Source organism: Bradyrhizobium sp. Leo170, from assembly GCF_004296405.1.
Classification (GTDB): domain Bacteria; phylum Pseudomonadota; class Alphaproteobacteria; order Rhizobiales; family Xanthobacteraceae; genus Bradyrhizobium.
Genome location: NZ_PSRR01000529.1, coordinates 1 through 3,630, shown reverse-complemented (window position 1 = coordinate 3,630; position 3,630 = coordinate 1). Strand labels below are relative to the sequence as shown.

The window sequence follows — 3,630 nt, the reverse complement described above, 5'->3', positions numbered from 1 at the left end:
GCGCAGCGAAGCAATCCATAGTGCCGCTTGCGGAGAAATGGATTGCTTCGCTGCGCTCGCAATGACGGTGGAAAGAGTGGTGGCTCGCGCCACAACATCTCCCTGTGATTATGGGTCCCGCCTTCGCTGGGGACGACATCCTACGGAATCGTAGCTCCGCCTCACACCGGCAGCGCGATCGAGTACTTCACCTGGCTCAATGCAAAGCTCGACTCGATCGAGGCGATGCCGTCGAGCCGCGTCAGCTTGTTCTTCAGGAAGGCCTCATAGGAGGAGAGGTCGGCGGCGACGACGCGCAGGAGATAGTCGCGGTTTCCGGTCATCAGATAGCATTCCAGAACCTCGTCCCATTTCGAGATCGCGCGCGCGAAGCGGTTGAGGTCTTCCTCCTTCTGCCGCGCCAGCTTGATCGAGATGAAGACAGAGACATGCAGTCCCAGCGCCTTCTGGTCGACGGTCGCGATATAGCGCGTGATCACGCCGCGCTGCTCCAAAAGCTTCACGCGGCGGTGACACGGCGAGACCGACAGGCCGACCTTGTCGGCGAGTTCCTGCATGGTCATGCGGCTGTCGGTCTGCAGCAGGCTGAGGATCTTGCGGTCGATGGCGTCTAGCGCTGGCATTGGGATGAACTCGCAGTTTGGAGGCAGGACGTGGGAATTTATCCCAATCCTGGAAGGTATGTCGCAAGGATTTGAGATTTTTGCCGATGGCTCCCCCGCTAAAATCGGCGCATATTGAATCACGCCCGGAGCATGGTCATGGGAATTGCGCCCGCTCGCCTGGAGCTGTTGTCCGCGCTGGCGCGGAAAGTGCTCTGGCTGTCGTCCTGGACGATCCATCACGCCAACCATATCCGCCCCAACGCCGATGGGCTGAAGGTCGGCGGCCATCAGGCATCGTCAGCCTCGCTCGCCAACATCATGTCGGCGCTCTATTTCTCGGTGCTGCGCCCGCAGGATCGCGTCGCCGTGAAGCCGCATGCGAGCCCGGTGTTCCATGCGATCCAGTACCTGTTCGGGCATCAGAGCCGCGAGAAGCTGGAGAATTTCCGCGGCTACAAGGGCGCGCAGTCCTATCCGTCGCGGACCAAGGATGCCGACGACGTCGATTTCTCCACCGGCTCGGTCGGGCTCGGCGTGGCGCAGACGCTGTTCGCCTCGCTGGTGCAGGACTACGTCAAATCGCATGGCTGGATGAAGGACCGGCCCGAGGGCCGCATGATCGCGCTGGTCGGCGACGCCGAGATGGACGAAGGCAACATCTTCGAGGCGCTGCTGGAGGGCTGGAAGCACGGCCTGCGCAACACCTGGTGGGTGGTCGACTACAACAGGCAGTCGCTCGATGCCGTCGTGCGCGAAGGATTGTGGGCCAAGTTCGAAACCATGTTCCGCAACTTCGGCTGGGACGTGGTGATCGTCAAATACGGCAAGCTGATGCTCGAGGCTTTCGCCGAGCCGGGCGGGGAGGCATTGAAGCGCTGGATCGATAATTGCCCGAACCAGATGTATGCTGCGCTCTGCTTCCAGGGCGGCGCCGCGTTCCGCAAGCATCTGCGGGACGACATCGGCGACCAGGGACCGGTCTCTGCCCTGATCGACCGTCGCAGCGATGAAGAGCTGCTGGCGCTGATGTCCAATCTCGGCGGCCATGACATGGCGAGCATGATCGAGGCGTTCGAATCGATCGACCATGATCGCCCGGTCTGCTTCATCGCCTACACCATCAAGGGCGTCGGCCTGCCGTTCCAGGGCCACAAGGACAATCACGCCGGGCTGATGACGGTCGCGCAGATGGAGAAATGGCGCGCCAGCCAGAACATCCGGCCGGGCCACGAGTGGGAGAAGTTCGAAGGCCTGTCGCAGGATCCCGCCGCGCTCGAAGCGTTCCTCAGCGAGGCGCCATTCAACCGCGAGGGACGCCGCCGGCTGGACGCGCCCGCGATCGAGGTGCCGCCGCAGCTCGCCTTCAAGCCGTCGGCGCAGATGTCGACGCAGCAGGGTTTCGGCCTGGTGCTGAACGAGATCGCGCGCGGCGACAGCGCGCTCGCCGCGCGCATCGTCACGGTGTCGCCCGACGTCACCGTGTCGACCAATCTCGGCGCCTGGGTCAATCGCCGCGGCCTGTTCGCAAAGGCGGAGAACCACGATCTGTTCCGGCAGGAGAAGATCCCCTCCGCCTACACCTGGGAATATTCGCCGAAAGGACAGCATTTCGAGCTCGGCATCGCCGAGATGAACCTGTTCATCCTGCTCTCGGCGCTCGGGCTGTCGCACCAGATCAACGGCGAGCGGCTGCTACCGGTTGGCACGCTCTATGATCCCTTTATCGAGCGCGGCCTCGATGCGCTGAACTATGCCTGCTACCAGGATGCGCGCTTCATGGTGGCGGCGACGCCGTCAGGCGTGACGCTGGCGCCCGAAGGCGGCGCGCATCAGTCGATCAAGACGCCGCTGATCGGCATCGGCCAGGATGGGCTCGCCGCGTTCGAGCCTGCCTTCGTCGACGAACTCGCGGTGATGATGGCTTTCGGCTTCCAGCACATGCAGCGCGAGGGCGCCGACGGCGGCTCGGTCTATCTGCGGCTGTCGACCCGCACCATCGAGCAGCCGCAGCGGATCATGACGCCGGAGCTGCAGCGCGACATCACCGACGGCGCCTATTGGCTGCGGCGGCCGGGGCCGAACTGCGATATCGTGGTCGCCTATACCGGCGCGGTCGGGCCGGAGGCGATCGAGGCGGTTGGCTTCATCGGCGAGAGCCATCGCGATGTCGGCCTGCTTGCGATCACCTCCGCCGACCGGCTCCATGCCGGATGGACCGCGGCGCGGAATTTGCGCCGCGACCGGCGCGGCGTGCAGCATCTCAGCCATGTCGAAAAGCTGCTCTCGGCCCTGCACCGCGACTGCGGTCTCGTCACCGTGCTCGACGGCCATCCGGCTTCGCTCGGCTGGCTCGGCAGCGTGCGCGGCCATCGCGTCGAGGCGCTGGGCGTGGAGCATTTCGGCCAGACCGGCTCGATCGGCGACCTCTACCGCCACCACGGCATCGACGCCAACGCCATCATCGACGCCGCCGAAACGGTAACCGTCGGCGCCCCGGTGCGGCACCGCAAAATGGCGGTGTGAGACAGGAGGAGGGAGAGGGGAGGGAGCGACAGCGGGCCGTCTTGCCACCATCGCGGGGCTGATCTTATATCCGGTATCCGCCGCCTGTCGGCGCACCGCATATGGCGGGTTCAACTCATCAAGCTTTCGTGCAAGGATGCCTGCCGAACGCTTCCGTTCTGTTCTCCATACGCCCCGCACAAGAGGTTTCCGATGGTCAACCGCCTGCAATTCTATATCGACGGCGCCTGGGTCGATCCCGTCGTCAAGAAGTCCACCCCCGTCATCAATCCGGCGACCGAAGAGGCGATGTACGAAGTGGCGCTCGGCTCCAAGGCCGACGTCGACAAGGCGGTGGCTGCCGCCAAGCGCGCCTTCGAGACCTATTCGCAGACCAGCCGCGAGGAGCGCGTTGCGCTGCTGACCAAGGTCGTCGAGGTTTACAAGCGCCGCATGAAGGAGATCGGCGCCGCCGTCTCCGACGAGATGGGCGCCCCGCTGCCGATGGCGGAGAAGCTGCAGG

Annotated in this window: 3 protein-coding genes; 2 read left to right on the top strand and 1 reads right to left on the bottom strand. The window is 64.4% G+C overall.

Translation table 11 applies throughout. From position 1 onward, the window contains the following. Window positions 1-161: 161 nt before the first annotated feature. Entirely contained in the window at window positions 162-623 is a 462-nt protein-coding gene (locus CWO89_RS41845; protein ID WP_130584072.1) for an Lrp/AsnC family transcriptional regulator, read from the bottom strand. 138 nt (window positions 624-761) lie between these two features. On the opposite strand from CWO89_RS41845, the gene CWO89_RS41840 reads away from it, so the two are divergent. Further along, complete coding sequence (locus tag CWO89_RS41840; RefSeq protein WP_130584071.1) at window positions 762-3,128, top strand: thiamine pyrophosphate-binding protein; 2,367 nt, start codon at window positions 762-764, stop codon at window positions 3,126-3,128. Between the two features lie 192 nt (window positions 3,129-3,320). Beyond that, window positions 3,321-3,630 (top strand): aldehyde dehydrogenase family protein (locus CWO89_RS41835; RefSeq protein ID WP_130584070.1); only part of this gene is annotated, 310 nt, incomplete at its 3' end.